Below are 23,124 nucleotides of genomic sequence, written 5' to 3' on the forward strand. Positions count from 1 at the left end.
TCCTCCTCATGACTTCCTGTCTCCATGATAACGAGGCGGCAGATATAAAGACAAATCTTTTAATCGTCTTTAAATACTCAGTAAGAGATGCTTAATGCTCCATCAAAAAGAGAATGCGAAAAATTTGCCGCGGCCGTCCCTTCGGCACCTTCTCCATCCCCGCGATCTCTACGAGACCGTTATCGATCCACAGCAGAAGCAGCCGATGCGCGCTCCTGACCGTAATGCCCAGCAGGGACGCCATCTCGTGAACCGTATATTCATACGTGCCGAATCTGGATTTATGGCTGAGCAGCCTGCTCAAATAAGCGCTTGTCATGCCCGCATCCTCTGCCTGCTTGATCAGTTCAGCATCGGTAGGGGTCAGGACACTTTGAACCGAATCTGCCATTTCGAGCGGCCCGATAAGAGTCTTGTCCTCACGTACGATGAAGCAGGTGTTCCCTCCCGCTTCCTTCGATTTTCTAAGCGCTATCCTTGCATTGGTACCCGCTTCATTAGCCGTCATGCCGAAGCCGACACCGAGACTAAGCGAGATGCCATGTGATTTATTCGCATCCTTCGCTAGCGGGATCGATTTGTAGCCGCCTGTTTCTCGTTCGAAGATACCCCTAGTCGTGAAAAATAAATACTCATCCCCGCCAAGCGAGGTCAAATAACCGTCCAGCGACTCCACATACTGCAGCAGCATCCGGTGAATATCCAGCTTCAGCTTCTGCACCTCATGCTCACTCGTTCGCTGCATCACAAGGGCACCAAAGTCATCGACATTAATGATGCCTGCCACCATCTGCGACTCTTTGCCTTTGCGAGACTCCGTTGCGAGTAGAGCACGCTCCAAGGCGACCGATAGATCTTGACTGGCTGGAATGAGCCACTCGCTCGTCAGACCAAGCTCCGTTAGCTGCTCGGATACAAGCTGCATGCCGGTAAGAGCCAGCGTACACGCCCCTGACTCCGCTTGATGGCGATGGAATGCTATTAGCTGCTCGGGAGCTGCGTAAGCCGGTCCATCGTATACATGAACGTTGACCTCTTCGAGGTCAAGCTCTCTCAGCGTTCGCTTGACCATCGCCAGCGTAAGCGTGTCTATCGATATTCCCCCTGCCAGCTTGTCCGTGCGATAACCTCTCAGCAATGCTTTGTACAACGCAATATCCGTAAGCGGCACATGAAGCACCGGAATATCGAGCTTCAGCTCTTCCTTCACCTGGCGATAAGACGAAGGGCTTGCTAGCAGAAGCACCTCGACCTCTGTGCTCAGCTGCTTCGCGATAGACAGTGTCTGTCCATCCTGCTCCACAATACGCGCTTGCGGAACGAATGTCGGGAATGCTCTGACTGCATCCAGCATTTTATCAATAATCGGCTGCGTCCCAATGAATCCAATGTTAATATGGGGCATCCTATCTGGCTTCCTATCCATCATTAGAGGCTTTCCTCCTCTTCTCATTCTGCTGCAATCATACCCCTCAGCACAGCAATAGTATACAATAAATTCCTGCTTATTGAACCGTCAACAGCTGCTAGCCGCTTGCAGCTGGATGAGCCGTTGTGCTACACTGGTGCTAATTTAAACGAACGGAGGGTTCCGTGTGATAGACTTTATCCGAGTTAGGTCTTTGCGCAGCTGCTAATTGAATAGCGCCAAAGCTCTGCCTGTGCGCAGAGGACTCAGGATAGGTCTGCCATTTTGAAGGTACCCATATTTCGCAATCACCTTTAGAACGGAATTTCCATATACGTGCATGCTAATGATAAGCTCCGGTAACAGCTGGATTACTCGAATCCTGCCTTACTGGTCAGCTATTGTTCATGAAAGTGTGGAAGACCATCATTCCATATGAAGAAGGAGCTATATGCTCCTGTGGGATATTTCTGGATTCCTCTTACCTATTAACGGTGAACACAGGCAGAGCTGCCTGTGTTTTTTAGTTTAACTATAACCTTCTAAAGGATGATGAATAATGGAACAATCGAAGCAAAAAGCAATAATCGTCGGCGTTGAGCTGCAGAGGCAGACCGACTTTGCCTATTCCATGGAAGAGCTTCGCAATCTGGCTGCCGCTAACGATATCGAGGTCGTCGATGAGCTTAGTCAGAAGGCAGACCGTATTAATCCAACCCATTATATTGGGACAGGGAAGATTGAGGAGCTGCTCGCGCTGCTTGAAGCGCATGACGCGCATGTCGTTATTTTCAACGATGAGCTGTCCCATTCCCAGATTCGCAATCTAGAGGCTGCTCTGGAGAGGACGGTCATTGACCGGACCATTCTGATTCTGGATATATTCGCAGAACGCGCCCAGACGAGAGAAGCTCAGCTTCAGGTTGAGGTAGCCAGACTGCAATATATGCTGCCCCGCCTTGTTGGCCTTCGCGCATCTCTAGGACGTCAAGGAGGCGGCGCTGGACTCAAGAACAAAGGCGCCGGCGAGACGAAGCTCGAGCTCGACCGTCGTAGAATCGAGGAGCGAATTACTGTCCTTCAGACTGAGCTGGAGAAGCTGGTCGCCAGACGTCAAATTCAGCGGAAGCAGCGGCATAAGAACGAGGTACCCGTGGTCTGTCTCGTCGGCTATACGAATACCGGGAAATCCAGCTTGATGAACGCGATGCTGGACCAGTATAACCCGGGCAGCGACAAGCAAGTGTTCGCTAAGGATATGCTGTTCGCTACGCTAGAGACCGCTGTCCGCAGCATTGATCTGCCACATAACAAGTCATTCCTGCTGACGGATACAGTCGGCTTCGTCAGCCAGCTTCCCCATCACCTGGTCAAAGCATTCCGTTCCACGCTCGAAGAGGTAGCTGAGGCAGACCTGCTCGTGCATGTCGTCGATTATGCCCACGAGGATTACGAGAAGCTGATCTCCGTTACCAACGAGACGCTCCAAGCGCTGGGAGCTTATGATATCCCGACGATCTATGCATACAACAAATGTGATCTGACGGATCATCCTTACCCGGTCGTTGAAGATAACAACATCTATATCTCCGCCAGAAACAAGAGTGGATTGGAGGATCTCACGAAGCTGATTAGCGACCATATCTATAATGACTATATGGAATGCGAGCTGCTCATCCCCTTCAGTGAAGGGAGATTGGTCGCCTACTTCAATGAGAATGCCCATGTCCTGTTGACTGAATATGAGGCGGAGGGCACTCGGATGAAGCTGGAATGCCGCGTCGCTGATTTCGAGAAATACCGCAGCAATGTTACTGTTCTGTAGCCGAGCAGATGAAACGCGAAGAAGAGGAAGCTGGCTTGATGGCCGGCTTCCTCTTCTTCGTGTCTACATCCAACGTGCTTCATGATTAACGGGCATAACTATTCATGCCGTTACATGCTCAGCCCAGTAGAGTAGACTTCTATATGGCTAATGGTCGGATACCAGCGGGAGCTTAAGATTACAAGGCGAATATGCCTAGCCGTCACTTCCTCGAACCGGCAAATGCGCTTATAACCGATAATACTGCCCTCATGCAAAGGTCGCCATACCTCGCCATCCTGCCACTCCACTCGGAATTGCTCGATCCGCTGACCCTCTTGGATATACTCCTGAATGACAACGCGGTCAAAAGCTTGCTCGCTCCCCAAATCGATTATTAATTGAGCCTCTTCCTGCCCTTCCGGCGCGCACCAATAGGTTGACGGCTGTCCATCGGTAACATGACCTGCTTGGTGGCTGGCATCTTTCTCATAAGTTGCCGACGCCCTAGCTCCGCTTGCTAGATTATGCTTGTAGGCTTCTTGTATTCGCTCACCTAGCTCCCGCATTCGGGCTGCGTCATTCTCATGAATGAGCCCCCTTGTATCAGGCGGCAGATTCAGCAGGAAGGTAGAGTTGCCGCCTACAGTTCGCTCGTACAATTCAGTCAATTCAACTAGTGATTTCACCTGTGCATCTTCTTCCGCATGATAGAACCATCCCGGACGAATCGATGTATTGACCTCAGCTGGATACCAGATCATTTCTTCTGCTTCCGCAAGTACATCTCGACTGCCGAGATCTTCATCCTGCGAGCCAACTCGCTTCGCAAATTCACCATCATCGGCATGCTGCGAGTTCTCCTGAATCTTCTCGTTATCCCGCATGGTCGCAGGCACGACACTCCACTCCTGACTGCGGGTATTGCCCGCTTCGTTCCCGCACCAGCGCACATCCGGGCCGCACACCGAGATTACAGCATTCGGCTGATGCTCCCGAATAACCCCATAATAAGCGTCCCAATCATAGATTTGCCGCTTGCCGCTTGGCCCTTCGCCGCATGCGCCATCGAACCAGACGCAGAAGAGCTCTCCATAGCCCGTTAGCAGCTCACTCAATTGATCAACGAAATGTCGGTTATACACCTCCGAATCTCCATAGCTCGGCTCATGCCGATCCCATGGGGATACATAAATGCCGAACTTCAGCCCTGCTGCGCGGCAGGCCTCCGCAACCTCGCGAACTACATCACCCTGCCCATTCTTCCAAGGACTATTCTTAACCGAATGCTCGGTATACTCACTTGGCCATAGGCAAAAACCATCATGATGCTTGCAGGTCAGTATCAGTCCCCGCATGCCAGCTGATCGGCATACCTCCACCCATTGAGCCGGATTCATTTCCGTTGGGTTGAAGATCGCAGGGCTCTCATCCCCCATTCCCCACTCACGGTCGGTAAAGGTGTTCACCGTAAAATGAATAAAGCCATAGAATTCCAGCTCCTGCCACTTCCATTGACGCTCAGACGGCGTTATGCGCGCAGCCTCCATAATCGAAATTCCCATACCTGCTGCCTCCTTCATAACGGGCCATTCTATGCCAAGACCCACTTAGCCCAAATCTGCCTTATCCGTTAAAACAACAGTAGGCGACTTCATCCCGTGAAGCTCGAGTACAATCAGTTCATTCTCTCCCTCTCGAAGCAAAGGCGCAGGAACATATAAGGTTCGCGTCGGTCCCTCTGCCCAATATCGCCCTAGATTGAAGCCATTGAGGAACACACTGCCCTTATTCCATCCGTCCAGCCGGATAAACGTATCTGCTGCTGTATCGACAATGAACGTACCAAGGTAGAAGGTCGGATGGTTCAACTGGTCATGATCTTCTATTGATGACTCATAGATAACGTTATCCAAGGAGTCCAGCGGCAGCGGATAGATCGTCCAGTCGTACAGGAACTGATTATCAAGCCGCACTCCCTCGGTGATGCCTTTGCTGTCACGCATAAGCGGACCATAATTGACGCGGCCCATATTCTCCACGAGAATATCCAGCCGGACGCCTCCTTGCGGAACTTCCAATGGCAGGGCAATCGGATTCCAACGCTCGACCGTTCCGATATACTCCCCATCTACGAATACAAGAGCTCGATCCCGCACCTCCTGAAGGGTGAGCTTCATCCCGCTTCTTGGCCCTGTAATCGTAGTGGAGTATACGATAAAGCCATACGCCTGCCCCACCTTCTCCATAGGGTCTGGGCAGGTTCGCTTCACGGGAGAGGAGAGCCGCTCGAGCTGATCCAATAAGCGAGCCGACTCTGTCAGGTGAACTTCTCCATAAGCTTTTTTGGCAGTAGGCTCGGGCAATTGCAGCTCTGGCAGATCCACATACTGCTCCAGCACCTTGCGAACGGCATAAAACTTCTCCGTCGGCTCTCCTGATTCGTTCAATAAAGTGTCGTAATCGTAGCTGGTAACTGTAGGCTCATATCGCTTGATATGATTAGCCCCATTATAGAAGCCAAAGTTCGTGCCACCATGGAACATATAGAAATTGACGGAGGCACCCTCCTGCAGCATCTCATCCAGCACCTCGGCCACCTCGGCTGCAGGACGGGATTGATGCTCCTCCATCCAATGATCGAACCAGCCATTCCAGAACTCCATGCACATGAGCGGTCCTTCCGGCTGGTATTCTCGCAGCTTGCGGAACGCTTCCGCAGCCCCAGAGCCGAAGTTAACCGTCTCTAGCACACCTTCTACCATACCGCCTTGCAGCATATGATCCTCCGGTCCGTCCGAGGTGAACAGAAGCACATCCATGCCTCGGTCTATCATCGCTTGGCGAATCGCTCGCAAATACGGCTTGTCATTGCCATAGCTTCCGTATTCATTCTCGATCTGCATCGCAATGATCGGACCGCCGTTCGTGCACAGCAATGGCTTCAGCCGAGGCAGCAGCTCGTCGAAATAGTGGTCTACCTTGTCCAGATAGCTTCTGTCATAACAACGTAGACGCAGGTTGGCATCCGCGAGCAGCCATGCCGGAAGACCGCCGAACTCCCATTCCGCGCAAATATAAGGACTTGGCCTCACGATCACATGCAGCCCGAGCTCACCAGCCAATGATACGAACCTCTCGATATCCGCCATGCCGTCGAAGCAGAATTGCCCCTCCTTCGGCTCATGCAGATTCCAAGGCACATAAGTCTCGACCGTGTTGAATCCGCAGGCCTTCAGCTTAAGCAGCCTATCCTCCCAGTACTCGGGAACAACACGGAAATAATGAATCGCTCCCGATAAGATCAATGTGGGTTTCCCTTGATACACGAACTGATTCCCTTCTATTCCAAAAGCAGCCAATCTGCTCATCCTTCCTTTGTATATGATAGACGAGAAGCTAGAAGCTATTAGCCCTTCACTCCGCCAAGCATCATGCCTTGAGTCAATTTCTTCTGAAGCAGCGCATAGACCACGAGAGTCGGTACGAGGACGATAACCAGACCAGCGAACAACGAGCCCCAGTCGGTCGCATATTGCTGAATCGACATTAGATTGGATAAGCCAATCGGAATGGTTTTCTTCGTATCGGTCGTAATGAAGGTCATCGCAAGTACGTATTCATTCCAGAAATCGAAGAAGCTGAATACGATGAGCGTAATAATTCCCGGGCGCGCCATCGGCATGATCACCCTGAACAGTGTGCCGAAATAGCCGCAGCCATCAATCATAGCCGCCTCTTCATAATCATGAGGGATGGACTTCATGAAGCCCGTCAATAAGAAGACAGAGAATGGCAGGCTCCCCGTTGCATAGACGGCACTCAGCCAAAAACGATTGTCGAGCATATGAAGGTCGTTCATCATAATAAATAAAGGAACAATAATATATACGCCGCCGATGAATAGGCCAGCCATATAGAAATTGGTCAAGAAAGACCTTCCACGGAACCGCATCCGCCCCAGCACATACGCAGTCGGAACCGCCGTAAGGAGCAGCACGGCCATCGACATGATGACAACGATGACGGAGTTGATCATGTAGTCGCCGATCTTAGCAGTCGTGAACGCTCGCACATAGTTATCCAAGTTCAATCCGGTGGGGAGTGACCATGGGCTTTCCATAACCTCGGTATTGGTCTTGAATGAAGCAAGCACATTCCATAGCAGCGGATACAGGACTACGAGAGTCTGGACAAGCAGGAAGATTCTTAGAATCAGCTTGCCGACGCCAATGGAGGACTTCTTCTTAGCAGGGATAGACATAGGGCGTACGGACATCTTAATGCGATCCCCTTTCTGTTAATTTATTGCTGATCAGGGCAAGCAGCAGGGAGATAATGAAGATAAAGACGCCGATCGCCATCGCATAGCCGAAGTTCGAATTCGTGAAGGCTTGACTGTACAGGTAGGTCATAACAACCTCAGAATGACGGTCAGGTCCACCCGCTGTCATAATCGATACGATAACGAAGCTGATTGAGAGAACCCCGTTGATGCTGAATATAATCGTAACCCGAATAATCTCCCATAGCATCGGAATGGTAATATAGAAAAATTGCTGCAAACGAGTCGCGCCGTCCAAGCCGGCCGCTTCATACAAATCAGGTGAGATGCTGTCGATGCCAGCCATATACATCACCATGTAATAACCCGCAGCCTGCCAGATCAAGGTCACTGCAAGCGCCCATAGCACGGTTCGTTGATCGCCGAGCCACGCCATCGCCCAGTCGCCGAGCCCTAACATCTCAAGTCCAGAATTGACGATGCCCATCGTAGGATGGTAGATGAACGACCATAGAATGGCAATTACGACGAAGGATAATATGCTGGGGAAGAAAAAGACGGTTCGATAAAAGCTTCGCTCTTTCAGCTTGGACTGCGTTAATAGGGACGCGTTCACCAGCGCGATCAACAGCGTCAGCACAGGGACAATCAGCATCAGGAATCCCGTATTGCGAAGAGCTAACAGGAAGGAATCATCCTGGAACATATCAACGAAGTTTTTCATGCCAATGAATTTGGGCTCATCGCCCACGCCGGTCCATTGATAGAGCGACTTCTGGAAAATTTGTACGGTCGGATATACTTTGAACAGAAAGAACAGCACCAGCCCCGGAAGCAAGCAGGCCGCGATGAACAATCCCCGTCTTGTTTTCATATTCATATTCATGCTCTTAACCAGCCCTTTCTCTCCTCAAGATACAGGAAAACCTGCCGGCTCTTCCAAACACGCGGCAGGTTTTCGGTCATTTAGCGTCTGCTTCCTATTCTCCGCTCTCTTGCAGTTCCTTCTGGATGTCTGTGTAGATTTTGTAGAGCTTATCGGCATACGCATCAAGACTCATCTGTTTGTTCATGAGCGAAGAGATTGGCTTGTAGACTTCATCGCTAGGATTGTATTTGCTGCCCTTGGCTACAGATTGGAATGACCCGTTAACCGCGAACATACCGCTGTCAACCGCTTTGTACACGTTATAAGTTGTTTCTGGAATAAATTCCTTCGCCATATCTGGAGCGCCTTTGACCGCCAGCACACCCTTGGATTTCTCTGCATTCAGCTTAACGCTCTTGTCGCTGTACAAGTATTTCAGGAATTCTTTGGCCAGCTCAGGATTTTTGGCCTTCGCCGGAATGACCATCTGCTCAACGTTGGTGAACACGGTAACTGGCTTGCCAGCTTCAAGTGAAGGAACACCAAGGAATCCGAACTGGAAGCCATCCTCACGAGGAGCGTCATTCATCTCATCCTCGAACCAAGTGCCATTCGGGATGAACATCGCCTTGCCCTGCATGAATGCGGTTTGTGCTTGTGTATGATTAAGTGCAATCGTGCCCTTCATAAGTCCATTGTCCAGAGTAGCCAATTGCTCCAGCATACCCCATACCTTTCGGTACGTTTCACTCTTCCAGAACTCCGGATCGTAGTTGAAGAACTGATCCAATGCTTCCTGTCCGCCAGCGCTATAGATCGCTGGAACGATCATTTCCTCTAGATATCCTGGGTATAACCCTTGATAGGTAAATAGGGAACGGCCGTTATCCTTCGCTGTCGCATTAGCCGCTATGAACTCATCCCATGTCTTAGGAGGAGCAATTGCCTTGTCATCGAATAGCGTCTTGTTATACCACAAGCCCATTACAGCGAAGTTGTAAGGAGCGAGATATACTTTGCCATCGCCATAAGGAGAGCTTGAACGCGATTCAAGTACGCCTGACAGAATTTTATCTTTAAGCGGCGCGCCTGTCTCTTCGGTTATTTCATTAAACACATCGGTTAGATCGAGCAGAGCATTATCCTTAATAAGTCCGCTTAGAAGAGGCGTGTTATCGCTTCCTGCAATGTACATGAAATCCGGAGGATTCCCTGCTACGATCTTAGGCCGGACAAGCTCGGCAATCTTGGGGCTCGCGGTAATCGTAATCTTCGTACCGGGATAGTCCTCAATGAAATCTTCAGCAATCGTGTCCCAATATTCGCGTCCATAACCACCTTGGAATACAGCTACGTTCAATTCCTTATTTTCAAAAGTGTTGCCTTCCACTGCTGGACTCTCCGAAGCGGCAGGCGTGGTTGGAGCTGGTGAAGCGTTATTGCCATTGGAATTACCGTTGCCATTGTTCGAGCCGCAGCCTGCCAGTACCGATACCGCCATTACGGAAGCAGCCACAGCTGTGAACCATTTCTTTTGTTGCATTTCATGACCCCCTTAACCTTTGTTGCTCTCATTATAAGCTTCAAGAGAAGCTAGCCAAATGAACAAAAGACATGAAGTTCATGGACGATTTCAAGGTGGATGAGAGAACGAATTCCTTATCACCAGACGATTTTTGTACACATCTTAAAATCGTCTAGGTTCACACCCTCTTCACATTTTTAGGAGCGTAGCCATAATGTCGTTTGAACAGCCTATTGAAATAAAAGGGGTCCGGAATGCCAACCTCGATGGCGGCTTGCTTAACCAGATAGTTGCCAGAGCTTAGCATCTCGAACGCTTTGGTCATCCGAATCTCGTTCAGGTAGGTCAGGATGCTCTGACCAGTCTCGGCTTTGAATATTTGGCATAGATACGGCTCCGATAGACTGACATGGGCAGCCACATCCGTTATAAGAACCCGCTCGTGATATTGCTGCTCCAGGTATTTAATCGCTTGGCGCACCTCATCCCGCCTGGCTAATATCGGAGATAGTCTTCTCATCCATTCGACTACTTCCGCAGATAAATTCCTTATGATTTCCTGTAGCTCTGAGACTGAGCCGGCTGCCTCCACTCTCCTCAGCCATGGCTGCTCATCCCATTTGCCTACTGCTTGGAGTTGCTCATCGCTTGCAACACTCCAGATACCTCCACGGAGTGCCCGCTTCAACACATGGGGATGAATATATCGCTTAGCCGCTGTCTCAACAAGACCGAGCGCGCTCTGTGCCCATTGATCAATAGCCTCCACATTCCTTGTGCGTATGCTGTCGCGGAGCTTGCTCTCCATAAGCCAGAACTCTTTATCCCCTTCACTCGCAGACTCTTGATTAGACAGGCAGCCTGATAGAGACTGTCCGTAGAACAACAGCTCTTCCGCCTGTCTACTGCGATTCATCTCCATAGCGAGTGCGTCTTCATCTGCCGCAACCGCAGCATAGATCACGCTAATCTGCACGCTGTAATACATCTGTGCTAGATTAATCATCCGGCGTGCAAGCTCCTCTGGCGCAGCCGAGGAGCTGTTCGAAGAATATGCAATTGCAAGCAGAAACCGCCGCGGCGCAGTGGGGATGATATAGGTCCAGTCACTCTCTGGGAACAACCCGTCGACTAGTTTGTCTAGCATGTCCAGAGATTCGCTCTCTGCACTAAGTCCGAGCTCGGCGTTATCTTGTAGCAGAATGACGAAGGAGTAGACACGGCTGTCCTGTACCATTAATTGATTCCTAACCCAAGCTGAAGAACCTGCGCTGCTCGCATCCATGGCCTTCAGAATATGCAATATCAGCTCCTTGGAATGGATCGGACGAGAGGATAGCCTCGCAGGCGCCAGTTCTGCCCCTTCTCTCCTGCCATCCAGCTTGACTGCCATTTCCTCTAAGGTCTGCATGAAGCTCTCGGTCTTGAGCGTCAGCTTCAGCATGTAATCATAGGCTCCGCACTTCAGCGCTTCCCGCACCAATTCGAAATCATTATAATTGCTTAAGACCAGCACCTCACCAGTGAATTCCTCTGCATTCAGCCGTTTGATCAGCTCCAAGCCATCCATCTCCGGCATTTTGATATCCGTAATGATAATATCCGCTCCCGTTCTGCCCGCCATATCCAGCGCTGACACACCATTAGCTGCAGAACCCACATATTCGAAGCGGCTTCCTTCCCATATAATCAACGTTTTTACCGCGTGGCGCACGATCATCTCATCATCGACGATTAAGACTTTATACATGGCTTTGACCTTCCTTCATCAGAATAGGCAGGGTGATGACTGTCTCTGTTCCTTCATGCAGCACACTCTGGGTAACTAAACCGTAGGTTTTTCCGAAATGAATGCGTATTCGTTCGTCCACATTGGCAATGCCGATTCCTGATAATTTGGAATGAGTAGCGGATTTGCGGGCATTGGCTTCATTCATGTCAAAGCCTTTGCCATCATCCGTAATGATGATTCTCAGGAAATTCCCCTCCTTGATCCCTTCCACCTGAATGCCTACCCGGCTTCCATCCTCGGTTCCCGCATGCAGGATCGAATTCTCCACAATCGGCTGCAGAATGAACTTGGGAACAAGATAGGCATACAGCTCATCCTCACTCATGGCAAAAGAAAGCTTGAACGAATCGCCATAGCGAATTCGTTGAATAGTTGCGTAATGCATCAGATTATTGATCTCGACATCAAGTGGAACAAGCTCTTCCTTCACAAGAATGGTGTTGCGCAGCAGCTCGGACAAGGACTCGATCCCCTGCTTCACTGCCTCATTGCCGCTCATCATCGCACTCCACTTGAGCGAATTCAGCGTATTGAACAAGAAATGCGGATTAATCTGTGCTTGCAGCATTTTGAGCTCCGCCTCCCGCTTCGCCTGCTGCTCGGATTCAACCTGATAGATTAAGTGCTTTAGCTGCTCAACCATTCGATCGATCGTTTCCGTCAATTTGCCCATTTCATCGGGTTCGGATTTCCCTAGCTTCGTCTCCAGCTGGCCCAAGCGGATCTGATTCGCATATTGCAGCAAGGATCGCATGGGGCTATGTATACTGTAATAAATCCACATTGCTAGAATTCCGCTTAGCAGTAGAGTGACGATACAGATGAATACAATATCAATCCGCATATCGTTGAGCTCCGCAATAAGGAAGGAATGGGGCACAAGCCCGATCAAATACCAATCTGCTGATCTAATATACGAGCTGACGATAAGTGTTTTATCTCCATCAATGTCTGCATAGAATGCTTCATTCCTGCGTTCTCCCGTAACCTGATCGAATACTTCCTTCTGCTCGAATTGCAGGCCATGGGAGATGTCCTCGTTAATGGATGAGACGACGAGACCGCTCGAATTGGCAATATAGATACGCCCACCCCTGCCTAGATCGGTCTGCTCGTATGTATTTCTCGAGAATACCTTCTCATCAATAACTATAATGACGTATCCGATAATCTGATTCAGATTATCCTCCGCATAGATCGCACGAGTAAGTGCAATGCGGTTCGCGCTTCGATTGGATTGCAGGTAGGTCCATAGCGCATTCCCCGATGAAGCATTGACCTCCGCCACCAGATTGTTCAGCTCAATGTTCGGGTACCATTCAAAGCCAAGGTCAAAGATAGATTTACTGTCTTTGGTTACAATGACTACGTTGGATATATTGCTCAGGCGGAATATCTGCTGACCCAGCTCATTGTTAATTTGGGTCTTGAGCTCGTTCTTCTCGTAATCGGTCAGCGCATTGAATTTGGGTAGCCCGCCCTGAATGGACTTATTCATGATGATCGTTTCACTCAGTGTTTCATATTGACTCAGCTCGCGAGCGGTATTGTGGCTGAGCTCCGTTAGAATCTGCATGGAGGAGGCGCTAATCTTATTGGTAATGGAGGAATCATATTTCACATTGGAATAGATCGCGACGAACGCGACGGGCAGCAGCGAGGTGATCAAGAAAGCAGCTATTAGCCTATGCTTAATGGAAAGCTGCCTGAGGATAGAGGAAGCCTCCCTGAAGCTGGGGAGAGAGAATCGTTGTGACATAGCTGGCACCTTCTCAAATGGATTATATTAATTAATTGTTAAGGTTACCAGCTGGAAGATAGATTGACAAGATTGAAATGATCTAAGGCGTTCCAAAAAAACCTGCAATAATGGATGGATCTAGATTAGAATACATCGCGGCAGCTGGCCACTGGCCAAAACGATCGGCTGCCTTTTCCACGCGATCGGGTAGGACAGAACCAATATGTGGTATTATGTGATAGCATAATACTCAATTACTTGAAAATAACAAATAGAAAATAACATATCCATGAAAGAGCTGATGACGATGCCAAGCATACCTATTGGTTACCTTATTCCAGTGCTGCTTGTCGCTTGGTGCATGTATTTTGTTATGATACCTCACAGCTGGCCTCGCGCTATTAATTCTTGGGGATCTTACTTTGGCATTATCAATGAGCTTCCATTCCTTGCACTGTTCTGGTTGATTAGTTCAACCTCGTTGGCCATTAGTGAAGGCGACGTTTCTTCTCCGGTTGGGTGGCTGGCCTTTGGGTTAACGATTCTAGAGGTGACAGGACTCGTTATGATAATCTATTTCGGGCTGCAAACTGCTCCGGTAGTCAGTCTCGCCTTGGACGATAGTCTGGAAAAAAGGTGGCGTGCTTCTATTAGCCCCAAGATTGAGGGTCGGTTACAGAAGAAATTTGCTGCCAAAGCCTTACTCTTTAGTGTACTAGGTTAAAGCGAAGATATGGTAATCTGTATTTACACATTAATTCATGGGGAGTTAAAATCATGGGAAAAGTTAGTGCCGTAATACAAGATCCATATTTTGAGCAGCCCTCTTGGTTATCAAAAGTTGAATACAGGGAAACAATTTATCTTTCCAGATTCTCTACATCGGGAGATGCCATCCTGTTTTTCACGTTGGTATGCGGATATAACGACTTAGATGTGGATAGAGAGCCTACTGAAATATTAAATGAACTTATAACTATTGATGAAGTTGCTATGAAAGGTGGAATTGCCTTTGAGACTAAAGATAAAGCAATACTTCCGAGTTGTTGTTGTGGGCTTGAGAATTGGAAAGACGTGCTTGAGGCTGTCTTAAGTAAAAAGAGTGTATGGCTTGGTCATGATCCATTCCCCACTTTAGAATACGCAAATGATTTGGTAAGAATATGGTCTGACGATTATTCTGGCACTATGAGAAATGATTTGTCAGAACAAGATTTGCAGAAAATGTTTTATATAGAATACAACCAAAATGACTTAATTAGTAAGCTGCAAGCCATTGAGACAGATTTATTGGAGTTTTATAAACATTCATTGGAAAAGGAATTATCTATTTTTGATGATAACCTGAAAGGAATGTTATTCATGAAATATTGTAAGTGGTTCAATCTGAAGGGAAGTTAAAGACTCCACAAAACTAGTTTATGTAAGATAAATAAATTAACATGGGATGTCCCAGGTGATTTTAATGAGTTTAACCCACGAGTTTTTTTATTAGCAGCAAGCTCAAGCAAAAGAGGCAGACCAGAATTTCATTAACATTTCTGGTCTGCCTCTTTGTCTGTCTAATAGAGTTCTCTTTATTTTTTAGTCTAAGCATTACCGTTCCAGATAACGCTCATAAGCCGCTTGCTGAATTTCTAGAGCTCTCTCAATCCCCAAGTCCTTCATCTGCTGTACAAAAGTATCGTAGCTGTCCACAGACTCGGTACCCAATATAATCTTCAGATCCGCTTCCTTGGCCAAGGCATTAATAGCGTTCATAATGCTGCTCAGCTCATCGGACTCTTCTGCGGTAGGTGTAATCGGAGGCAGCAGATGAGCCTCGTGATTGGTTGCCTTCCAGATGTCGATCGCCTCGGCTGTTTGTGTGTATTTGGACGGCAGATGGTTATCCTGCTGGATCATCGGGAAGTTGGTGCTGTGTGAATATTTCAGCATAACCTGATCGCTGCCCAGCTTCTCCTCGTTGTTAACGACGAGCTCGGTATACACAGGCTTGCCGTCCTCCAGGCTGTAAGTGATGCCTTCGATTCCAAACGTGTTCAGCATGCTTCCTTCCTCCGAGTAGGCATAATCCAGCCAACGTACTGCCGCTTCTGGATTGCTGGTAGTCGCCGAGATGGCTGCAGAGCTGGTTCCCGCATAGGCATTATCCAGCTGACCGAAGGTCGGCAGTTCTCCCTTCACTGCAGCCGGATAAGGAGCCGCCACAAAATTGGCATTCGGATCGATTTCCTGTACGGCCGCATTGTACTTCTCAATGTAGTACTGCCAGCCAATCGTAGCTCCGCTGACTCCGGAAGACATTTTTTGATCCACAGTAGCGGAATCAATAGAGGCAAAATCCTTATCAATCAGCCCTTCCTTATACCACTGGCTCATCGTCTGCAAGTAAGTCTTGTACTCAGGCTCCAAATAGCCATATACGACTCTGTCATCATTCACATAGAAATTGCCCATCACCCCGAAAGCCCCTGCGAAGCCGCTGGTCCGCTCTCCCAGAAATAACGTCCGTAAGGTCACTGGTGAACTAGCATTTTTCTTTTCTTTAAAAGCTGTCAGGACGGTGTGCCATTCATCAATCGTCTCGGGAATGCCCAGATTCAGCTCATCCAGCCAGTCCTTGCGGATAATCGGGCCGCCATATACCCGGCCTAATTCAGAACGGATGAAAGGGAAGGCATAGTAGGTGCCGTCATCCGTTTTGATCATTTTGTCGATAGTGGGATTCTCTTGCAGCACCTTCTTCAGATTCGGCGCATACTTATCGATTAAGTCGTTAAGCTTCAGAATATATCCCTGCTCCACGGCTCTGTCCGGCCCTCCCGGATATTGAAGCCAGGTATTCAGGAAAATATCCGGCAGCTTGCCGGAAGCCAGCACGAGGCTGAATTTCTGGTCAGTCATCGGTGCTCCGCCGAGCTGCTTAATGGAAATGCCGGTTTTCTTCGCATATTCTTCATCAATGGGCAGAGTCTCCGGGGCTCCCCCCAATTGCTCATTCATGAAGGTAAGCTCAACATTGCCTGTCATAGGATAAGTGAATGCTTCAGCAGCATCCGTGTTTACAATTGAATGTGAAGCGTTTTCATCATTGACACTGGTTGAGCCTCGACAACCGGCAGCCAGCAGCACTACACCTAATACAAGAATGAACAGCTTGCGAAGCTTTGTTTGCTGATCCCCTTTTACCAACATAAAAGACCTCCATCCTGTGCTCATCATATTCTTCGCTTTGCTCCATCAAAGGTTATTGCATATCTCTGTATTTGCCGGGTGTAACGCCTTCATATCGCTTGAATACTCGAATGAACGCGTTGCTGCTGGTGAAGCCTGTCTGCTGAGACGTCTCCTCAATCGTGTTCCCTTGGACAAGAAGAAGCTTAGCCTTCTCGATCCGGGTTCGGTTAATATAATCATATAGACCTTGGCCCGTCTGTTCCTTGAATAGCCTGGACACATATTGGGCATTGATGCCGAATTCTGCGCCGATCAGCGATACACTAAGATTCTGATCCATATAGCTGCGCTCTACATAGTCCGAGACTTGCTCGGCAATGCCTGGGCTCGACAGCAGCGACTTCCTGTCATTGATTCGAGTACAGGTAATATCCAGAATGAGCATCAGCTCCTTCCGGAAATCTGCCTTGGTGGTACAGGCGAGCAGATACTTCATCGGACGCCATTTGTCCCCCTGCTGATCCTCACGGGTCTCCTGTGGAGCAGATTTCATAATGGAGCTGGCTAGATCAATCATCGTATATTTCAACATTTCGATTGAGGACTGACTGCTGAAAATATGGTGAAGAATCTCATCCATCAGCTCCTCGGCCTTGGCAAGCTCTCCGGTCTTCACAACGTTAATAAAGGCCAGCTCATCATTAATAGTTAAGTAATAATCTTCGCTGGTCGGCTCAATATCCGCATACCAGATCGACACATTCTCCTCCAGCAGAAGCCGGTATTCCTGGGCCTCCAGCGCCTGCAGATAAGCTTGATGCATGCCGGCAAGCCCAAGCTGCAGCTCACTGCCTGCCATGACGGTCTGCAGCTGGTAGCGCCGCTCGATGAATTCCATCGTTTTGGCCAGCGCTTCCTCCATATCCTCTTTCCACACATCCATCCGCTGCGGATTAATATTCAAGATGGCCGTGAGCAGCCCGTCCATATCGGTGAAGCTAAGACTATGCAATCCGCCGACATTGTCCTCAATAATATTCGATACGATAAAGTTGGACAGCTCCGCTGACAATGACGTCTCCTCGCCAGGCTGGATATAGAACAGCAGCACGGCAAAGTTCTCCGATGTCCAGTCCAGATGATACGACGCGGCCGCTTCCAGAGCTGAACTGCTGTCCTCGGCCTGCCCTTTGAGCATGCGGGACAAGTAATAGGCCTGAATCACACGCAGCTGCTTGTGCTGCCTGCTGTTCATATCATCCCGTTCCTTAAGAGCAGCCAGTACATTCTCCCGAATGAAGGAGAATTCGTCCAGAACGGACTCGCCCTCTTTTTTACCGAATCGACTAAAGACATGAACCAGCTCACGCACCGGGTTATAGTTCCTGCGAGCAAAGTAATAAATGACAGCTCCACCCAGCAGAAAACAGACAAGAAGACCAAGCAGGTTCATCGTTCGAAGCTCTCTCGCCTTCTCCCAGAACACCGTTGAAGGAAATACGCTCATGTATGTCCAGTCCGAGGTGTCCGAGGTAACGAACGAGACCATGCTCTCCGTACCGTCAATATTCACGAAGGAGCTGCCTGTCTTGTCGTCTTCACCAATCGTGTTGATAAATACAGGCTCACTTCTGTTCTTATTGTTCTGGAATAGGATGTTATTCTGCTCGTCCAGAATATACACCTCTCCTTTGTTGACCCAATCGACGTTGTCGAGCATTTTACGTACCGCGCTTGTGTTCAACGGAAATAATAATGAGCTGCTTGAAGCATGACTCTCACTTGCCGCGCCAAGAGACTTGATCAGGAATACCGTGTCGCCCGAACGCTCGAAGGTGATCGTATTCAGCTGCTGCCGCTCTCCAGAAGCGGCATTCCTAACGGTAGCGAGCCATTCCTCATAATGGTCGGCGAACAGACGGCGATTAATATCGTAGAACATTTGCGAAGTCGTATAGGTTTCATCAGTTAGAATTGTGTCCAGCTTATCTGAATATACATAAATGCCATTAATAAAATCATTGGTAGACTTTAACTTGCCAAGCTCCTCACGAATCTTATAAACCTCATAAGCGGCAGTTGGCTCCGTGAGCCGTGATAGATTCAAAAATCGGTTAACATCACTGTTGATCGAGAGCTGCATCGCCAGCTTCTCGGTTTGGCTCACCTCACTGTCCACCATATATTTAACTTGCTTAAGCATGGCTTGGCTGGCTCGCTGAATCTCGTACTCCACGATTTGTTTGGTCTGAACATAAATGATAGCGCTAATCACCAAAGGAATAAGCATGATAACTGCATAGGAAATCATCCATTTGTATGCCACGCTCTTGCTGAACACGAACCAACGATCCTTCATAAGCCCCCTCCATAGATTAACTTAGGAATTGAATTGATTTGATTTGCATTATATCAAATAAAGACAAAAAACTCTGCCGACATCCAAGAATGGTTTGATTTTCCATTCCTGTTCATGCCAAGCAGCGTTCTTTGTATAAGTGTATTCAGCTCTATTCACACCACCCGGAATATCGGATGCTGCGGGACAAAATGCACGGGCAGGCCGGGATAAGCGGCGGCCAGCCGTGCTGCCAGAAGCTTCATCCCGGGAGCCTCGCTCTCCGCATGGCCCAGCATAATAAGTGCCTTCTTCTTGCCTTGATGAACAGCATCCTGTATATACTCCGGCGTTTCCCACTCCGGTCCTTCTCCAGCAATGATCAAATCCAGCTCCTCGCCGCCCCATAACGGTATAGCTTGGTCTGCGCTTCCCCTGTAGCCCACTAGCATTCCGACCTTGCTGCACGGCATCGACAGCTCCCCGGCTACGCGCACATAGGGAATGCCTAGCTTCCTTTTCAAATAGGCAGCAACCTCCCCCAGTTCCATAGCTGGGAGCGTCAAGAGTGACACTGCTGCGCGATGCTCCGTTACATACTGCTGCCACTCCAGCTCTGCAAGCAGTCCTTCCATAATCCTATCCGGCTGATCGCGGTGCAAGCCGTCATGGTCACGATAAATGGCTAGGTTAGACGACTGGATCAAGCTTTTTTTGTGCAGAACGACAGGATCGCACTCCATCCAGCCCCGCTGATCCTGGTGGCTGAAATACGTCCCTTCATGGGCAATGATCAGATTGGCGCCTAGAGCAATGGCCTGCTCCACGACATGCTGCGACGCGGAGAAGGCGGTTACGATACCACGAACCTCGTCATCTGCAGCTCCGGATTCAAGCTTGTCTACCGTGTGCTCTGGAAGCTCTATGCCTGAGACAAGCCGCTCTATCATTTGTCCGATCGTTATACTCATACGGCTATTCATTCGGATAGACGATAACCTTGAGGCTGCCGCTCTTGTTATGGATTGCCCGTTCCAGGGCCTCCTGCGTTCGTGCCAGCGGGTATCGGTCTGTAATTAGTACACCCGCATCCAACCCCTCTGCCGCCAGAAATGCAATGCCGGCGGGGTACGTGTTGGCATAACGGAATATGCCGTAAATATCGACTTCATTGTCGGCAATAAACGGAACATTCAGCGGAATCTCATCCTGCGCCGGCAGACCGACTATCGCCAATCTGCCTCCGCGCCGCAAGGAATAGAGCGCCGATTGCAGTGCGCGGGGATTGCCCGCAGTCTCCCAGGCTACATCCACCCCTGCCCCAGCGGTAAGCTCCTTGATGGTCTGAACCGCGTCCTCGTTCATGATATTGATGGCATGGGTGGCTCCGAGCCGGAGTGCCGCTTCCAAGCGAGCCTCCTCTAGATCCGTCACAATGATTCTGGCTGCACCATACGCTTTGGCCGCAGCCACAGCCATCAGGCCGACTGGCCCCATCCCCATAATGGCTAGAGTCTCACCAGCCTGCAAGCGGCTGCGTCTCGCCGCATGAATGCCGACGGAGAACGGCTCGTTGAGCGCCGCTTCCTCGAAGGACAGATACTCCGGAATAGGAAAGACCATATCTTCACGAATTGCCAAGTACTGTACGAAGGCTCCATCCACCGGCGGTGTAGCCAGGAACTGGACATCAGGGCACAGGTTATATCGTCCGGATTTGCAGGCACTGCATCGCCCGCAAGTAACGCCGGGCTCCACCGCCACTCGGTCGCCTATGGCGACACGGCTGACTTGGCTGCCTGTAGCTGCAATAATTCCTGCGCATTCATGTCCGAGAATGATAGGCTTCTCCACCACGAAGCGGCCGATCCGGCCATGCTCATAATAATGCAGATCCGACCCGCATACGCCGACAGCCATAATCTTCACCAGCACCTCGTCTTCCCTAATCGAAGGGACGGGCCTATCTTCCATACGGATAATTCCAGGCTCGGTCATCACAGCCGCTTTCATCGTCGCCGGAACGCTCTCTTCACTTGCCACTGCTTGTTGCTCTTCTCTCATCTGCACCCCACCTCTTCTAGTAGATCGTTCTTCCCTGTGCATCGTGAATACCGCTCTTGCGGTAGAAATAGGTGTTGATTGTATCCCGCCATTCCTTGGCATGCTCGGCCTGCTCGATAAGTCGCCGCTCCACCTGAATGAAGAGGCCTTCGTCCATTCGCTCCTGCAGGCTGCGCCATCCGGCCAGCAGCTCTGCGGCTCGCTTCGCACCTTCGAAGTGAGTATTATAAATATGTTGAATAACCGTTGTTCCCGAGTGGAGCACATGGGTATACGGAACATGATGGAAGAATAGCAGCAGCTCATCCGGACAGTCTGCCAGCGATTCGTAGCGCTCGGCATTCTTGCCCATATATTGGGCGCTGTAGCCTGTTCCTGTCCGGACAGTCCGGTCTACACCGATTCCCTTGTTGTCGGCATAATGATAAGTGCCCCACAGGGAATACTCATACCCATCGACATTAGGCCCATAGTGATGATTCGGATTGACCATCCAGCCTACCCCAAGCGGAGCCGTGTAAGACTCATAGATGCTCAAGGAATGGAGCAGAATTCGGGTAACGGTGGCCAGCACCTCCGGATCAGAGCCGAAGGTAAGCTTGACCCACTCCTCCGCAATCGCTTCAGCGGACAGCTCCGGATTCCAGGCCAGCCTGCCATAGCCGTACAGATTAGCCTGGGCCAGCAGATGACCCGTCCAGTTCAGATCATCGCCGACATTGGAGACTGCTGCCATTCCACTGTAGCGGTTCCCCCAGAGTGAACCGTCCACCGCATGCTTGACGGGTGAAGCCTCACCGCCCGCATAGGTCTTGAACTCCAGCACTTCTTTCCACTGGGGAACCAGATAGCAGACATGACGCTGTTGACCGGTATACTCCTGAGCAATCTGGAATTCGATCAGATGATTGGTCTCTTGCAATGCTCCAAACAGCGGCGATACCGGCTCTCTAACCTGAAAGTCCATCGGCCCGTTCTTGATCTGTAGAATTACATTAGCATGGAACTTGCCGTCCAGCGGCTTGAAATGATCGAAGGCTGCCCTCGCACGGTCTGTCTTACGATCCCGCCAATCCTGCTTGCAGTTGTACACGAAGCAGCGCCAGATTACTAGTCCGCCGAACGGCTCCAGCGCCTCTGCCAGCATATTGGCACCATCGGCATGGTCGCGCCCATAAGTGAACGGACCCGGCCGGTTCTCCGAATCGGCCTTGACCACAAAACCGCCGAAATCAGGGATGAACCGGTAAATCTCTGAAGCCTTGTCGCTCCACCATCTGCGCACTTCAGGAGCGAGGGGGTCCGCTGTCGCACATTCCAAGACATGCAGCGGGCTGGCGAAGTTCACACTTAGAAAGAGGCGGATGCCATAGGTACGGAAGATCTCAGCGATGGCTGCCACATCAGGCAGATAGGTCTGTGTGATGAACAGCGTCTCCTGCTCATGCACATTGACGTTATTGATAGCAATGGCATTAATGCCGACCGAGGACAGCAGTCTGGCATAATCACGAATGCGCTCCGGGTTATCAAGAAATCGGTTGTTCCCGTAGAAGAAGGATTGTCCGGCGTAGCCCCGCTCGACACTCCCGTCAAAATTATCCCAATGATTAATCATTCTGAGCCCGTTGACTGGACTAACCACTTCGTCCAGCTCTTCCAAGCTCGATAATCCGGCTGCAGTGCCAATGGAACGAAGCAGGTGGAATACACCATACAGCACCCCTGCTGGAGAAGAAGCCCCAATAGCCAGGCAATGGTGCTCCTTGCTCATTCGGAGCGCATATCCTTCACCCCCTGCGGACGGAATGACTTGCTCACCGAACACTTGGCGAATACGTTCATTGCCGCCCTGAAGGGTCCCGATGGCGATACAGAAGCCTTCAGGCTCCGCCTCCTTCACAATAGCCACATCCACACCCAGCATAGCAGCCATGCCGCGTCTATATTCCTGCGCAGCGGCTTGAAGCGTGGCATTCTCTTCGGGAACATATAGCGTGCTGAACCGTTCCAATCGCTCTGTAGTCCCCTGCCCATTCTGCAGCTGCGGGTAGCTCAGCCAAGCCTCATAGCCATTATTGTGATTCACTTGCGTCGATCCTCCTGAGTTTCTCATGCC

At 49.9% G+C, this 23,124-nt stretch carries 16 protein-coding genes; 3 read left to right on the plus strand and 13 right to left on the minus strand.

Features of this window, described 5'->3' with window-relative positions; all coding sequences use genetic code 11:
* Positions 1-91: 91 nt before the first annotated feature.
* The gene (locus AC6ESP_RS14590; protein ID WP_497097468.1) at positions 92-1,429 is read right to left on the minus strand and encodes a GGDEF domain-containing protein; all 1,338 of its coding nucleotides are present in this window, start codon (positions 1,427-1,429) and stop codon (positions 92-94) included.
* 538 nt (positions 1,430-1,967) lie between these two features.
* Between AC6ESP_RS14590 and hflX the strand changes: the two genes are divergently transcribed.
* A complete protein-coding gene (gene hflX / locus AC6ESP_RS14595; protein ID WP_497097469.1) occupies positions 1,968-3,233 on the plus strand; it encodes a GTPase HflX in 1,266 nt (421 codons plus the stop codon).
* Between the two features lie 110 nt (positions 3,234-3,343).
* Here the strand turns inward: hflX and AC6ESP_RS14600 are convergent, their stop codons facing one another.
* From AC6ESP_RS14600 to AC6ESP_RS14630, 7 genes are all read right to left on the minus strand, one after another.
* A complete protein-coding gene (locus AC6ESP_RS14600; RefSeq protein WP_497097470.1) occupies positions 3,344-4,777 on the minus strand; it encodes an alpha-L-fucosidase in 1,434 nt (477 codons plus the stop codon).
* Positions 4,778-4,822: 45 nt separating this feature from the next.
* Positions 4,823-6,574 carry a glycoside hydrolase family 35 protein gene (locus AC6ESP_RS14605; protein ID WP_497097554.1) on the minus strand — a complete coding sequence of 584 codons (1,752 nt, stop codon included), beginning with the start codon at positions 6,572-6,574 and terminating at the stop codon, positions 4,823-4,825.
* A 47-nt stretch (positions 6,575-6,621) separates the two neighbouring features.
* Positions 6,622-7,491 (minus strand): carbohydrate ABC transporter permease, encoded by an 870-nt coding sequence (locus tag AC6ESP_RS14610; RefSeq protein WP_497097471.1) that lies wholly within the window; start codon positions 7,489-7,491, stop codon positions 6,622-6,624.
* A gap of 1 nt (position 7,492) precedes the next feature.
* Positions 7,493-8,371, minus strand: coding sequence for a carbohydrate ABC transporter permease (locus AC6ESP_RS14615; RefSeq protein ID WP_497097472.1), 879 nt, complete (start codon positions 8,369-8,371; stop codon positions 7,493-7,495).
* A gap of 106 nt (positions 8,372-8,477) precedes the next feature.
* Positions 8,478-9,908, minus strand: a complete 1,431-nt coding sequence (locus AC6ESP_RS14620) for a carbohydrate ABC transporter substrate-binding protein (protein ID WP_497097473.1) — start codon at positions 9,906-9,908, stop codon at positions 8,478-8,480.
* A 160-nt stretch (positions 9,909-10,068) separates the two neighbouring features.
* Positions 10,069-11,640 (minus strand): response regulator transcription factor, encoded by a 1,572-nt coding sequence (locus tag AC6ESP_RS14625; protein WP_497097474.1) that lies wholly within the window; start codon positions 11,638-11,640, stop codon positions 10,069-10,071.
* Positions 11,633-13,441: a cache domain-containing sensor histidine kinase gene (locus AC6ESP_RS14630; protein ID WP_497097475.1), complete on the minus strand. Its 1,809-nt coding sequence runs from the start codon at positions 13,439-13,441 to the stop codon at positions 11,633-11,635. Before AC6ESP_RS14630 ends, AC6ESP_RS14625 begins: the two co-directional genes overlap by 8 nt.
* A 289-nt stretch (positions 13,442-13,730) precedes the next feature.
* On the opposite strand from AC6ESP_RS14630, the gene AC6ESP_RS14635 reads away from it, so the two are divergent.
* Together AC6ESP_RS14635 and AC6ESP_RS14640 are read left to right on the plus strand one after the other, a co-directional pair.
* On the plus strand, positions 13,731-14,147 hold the full coding sequence (locus tag AC6ESP_RS14635; protein WP_497097476.1) for a hypothetical protein: 417 nt from the start codon (positions 13,731-13,733) through the stop codon (positions 14,145-14,147).
* A 53-nt stretch (positions 14,148-14,200) separates the two neighbouring features.
* Entirely contained in the window at positions 14,201-14,824 is a 624-nt protein-coding gene (locus tag AC6ESP_RS14640) for a hypothetical protein (protein ID WP_497097477.1), read from the plus strand.
* Positions 14,825-15,019: 195 nt separating this feature from the next.
* Here AC6ESP_RS14640 and AC6ESP_RS14645 read toward each other — a convergent pair whose 3' ends face one another.
* From AC6ESP_RS14645 to AC6ESP_RS14665, 5 genes are all read right to left on the minus strand, one after another.
* Positions 15,020-16,621: an extracellular solute-binding protein gene (locus AC6ESP_RS14645; RefSeq protein ID WP_497097478.1), complete on the minus strand. Its 1,602-nt coding sequence runs from the start codon at positions 16,619-16,621 to the stop codon at positions 15,020-15,022.
* A 52-nt stretch (positions 16,622-16,673) separates the two neighbouring features.
* Complete coding sequence (locus AC6ESP_RS14650; protein ID WP_497097479.1) at positions 16,674-18,962, minus strand: helix-turn-helix domain-containing protein; 2,289 nt, start codon at positions 18,960-18,962, stop codon at positions 16,674-16,676.
* 155 nt (positions 18,963-19,117) lie between these two features.
* On the minus strand, positions 19,118-19,912 hold the full coding sequence (locus AC6ESP_RS14655) for a Nif3-like dinuclear metal center hexameric protein (RefSeq protein ID WP_497097555.1): 795 nt from the start codon (positions 19,910-19,912) through the stop codon (positions 19,118-19,120).
* A 4-nt stretch (positions 19,913-19,916) separates the two neighbouring features.
* Complete coding sequence (locus tag AC6ESP_RS14660; RefSeq protein WP_497097480.1) at positions 19,917-21,005, minus strand: NAD(P)-dependent alcohol dehydrogenase; 1,089 nt, start codon at positions 21,003-21,005, stop codon at positions 19,917-19,919.
* 16 nt (positions 21,006-21,021) lie between these two features.
* Positions 21,022-23,121, minus strand: coding sequence for an alpha-glucuronidase family glycosyl hydrolase (locus AC6ESP_RS14665; protein ID WP_497097481.1), 2,100 nt, complete (start codon positions 23,119-23,121; stop codon positions 21,022-21,024).
* Between the last annotated feature and the right edge of the window lie 3 nt (positions 23,122-23,124).

Source organism: Paenibacillus xinjiangensis, from assembly GCF_059686975.1.

Excerpts from the sequence above, each read along its gene's own strand:
- AC6ESP_RS14645 (WP_497097478.1), bottom strand. The coding sequence starts at position 16,621 with ATGTTGGTAAAAGGGGATCAGCAAACAAAGCTTCGCAAGCTGTTCATT.
- AC6ESP_RS14590 (WP_497097468.1), bottom strand. The coding sequence starts at position 1,429 with ATGATGGATAGGAAGCCAGATAGGATGCCCCATATTAACATTGGATTC.
- AC6ESP_RS14615 (WP_497097472.1), bottom strand. The coding sequence starts at position 8,371 with ATGAAAACAAGACGGGGATTGTTCATCGCGGCCTGCTTGCTTCCGGGG.
- AC6ESP_RS14600 (WP_497097470.1), bottom strand. The coding sequence starts at position 4,777 with ATGGGAATTTCGATTATGGAGGCTGCGCGCATAACGCCGTCTGAGCGT.
- AC6ESP_RS14630 (WP_497097475.1), bottom strand. The coding sequence starts at position 13,441 with ATGTCACAACGATTCTCTCTCCCCAGCTTCAGGGAGGCTTCCTCTATC.
- AC6ESP_RS14650 (WP_497097479.1), bottom strand. The coding sequence starts at position 18,962 with ATGAAGGATCGTTGGTTCGTGTTCAGCAAGAGCGTGGCATACAAATGG.
- AC6ESP_RS14635 (WP_497097476.1), top strand. The coding sequence starts at position 13,731 with ATGCCAAGCATACCTATTGGTTACCTTATTCCAGTGCTGCTTGTCGCT.
- AC6ESP_RS14660 (WP_497097480.1), bottom strand. The coding sequence starts at position 21,005 with ATGAGAGAAGAGCAACAAGCAGTGGCAAGTGAAGAGAGCGTTCCGGCG.
- AC6ESP_RS14640 (WP_497097477.1), top strand. The coding sequence starts at position 14,201 with ATGGGAAAAGTTAGTGCCGTAATACAAGATCCATATTTTGAGCAGCCC.
- AC6ESP_RS14655 (WP_497097555.1), bottom strand. The coding sequence starts at position 19,912 with ATGAGTATAACGATCGGACAAATGATAGAGCGGCTTGTCTCAGGCATA.
- AC6ESP_RS14665 (WP_497097481.1), bottom strand. The coding sequence starts at position 23,121 with ATGAGAAACTCAGGAGGATCGACGCAAGTGAATCACAATAATGGCTAT.
- AC6ESP_RS14610 (WP_497097471.1), bottom strand. The coding sequence starts at position 7,491 with ATGTCCGTACGCCCTATGTCTATCCCTGCTAAGAAGAAGTCCTCCATT.
- hflX (WP_497097469.1), top strand. The coding sequence starts at position 1,968 with ATGGAACAATCGAAGCAAAAAGCAATAATCGTCGGCGTTGAGCTGCAG.
- AC6ESP_RS14620 (WP_497097473.1), bottom strand. The coding sequence starts at position 9,908 with ATGCAACAAAAGAAATGGTTCACAGCTGTGGCTGCTTCCGTAATGGCG.
- AC6ESP_RS14625 (WP_497097474.1), bottom strand. The coding sequence starts at position 11,640 with ATGTATAAAGTCTTAATCGTCGATGATGAGATGATCGTGCGCCACGCG.